At 50.5% G+C, this 220-nt stretch carries 1 protein-coding gene and 1 pseudogene; one reads left to right on the forward strand and one right to left on the reverse strand.

What is annotated here, in order from left to right; translation table 11 throughout:
- The coding region (locus tag H6B10_RS17090) for a sugar transferase (protein WP_430661796.1) at nt 1-84 on the reverse strand (84 nt) is incomplete at its 3' end.
- Nucleotides 85-110: 26 nt separating this feature from the next.
- Here H6B10_RS17090 and H6B10_RS17095 point away from each other — a divergent pair.
- Nucleotides 111-220 (forward strand): annotated as a pseudogene (locus H6B10_RS17095) (sugar transferase); the annotation flags it as partial.

Consider the following 220-nt stretch of genomic DNA (forward strand, 5'->3'; position numbering starts at 1 on the left):
TTCGGCGTCCACATACATGCTGCGCAGTTTGTGGATATAGAAATACCGGCCGTTCAACCCTACCCGCTTCTGTTTGAAAATCAACGGGCCGGGGCTTTCCAGTTTTAAAGGAATTGATGGCGCAAAATGAGATGAACGGTCTGATGTTCAAGATGGAGGATGACCCTCGCATTACCAAAGTGGGGAAGTTCATCCGCCGCACCAGCATCGACGAATTGCC

This window comes from Gemmiger formicilis (assembly GCF_016901605.1).
Lineage (GTDB): Bacteria > Bacillota > Clostridia > Oscillospirales > Ruminococcaceae > Gemmiger > Gemmiger formicilis_B.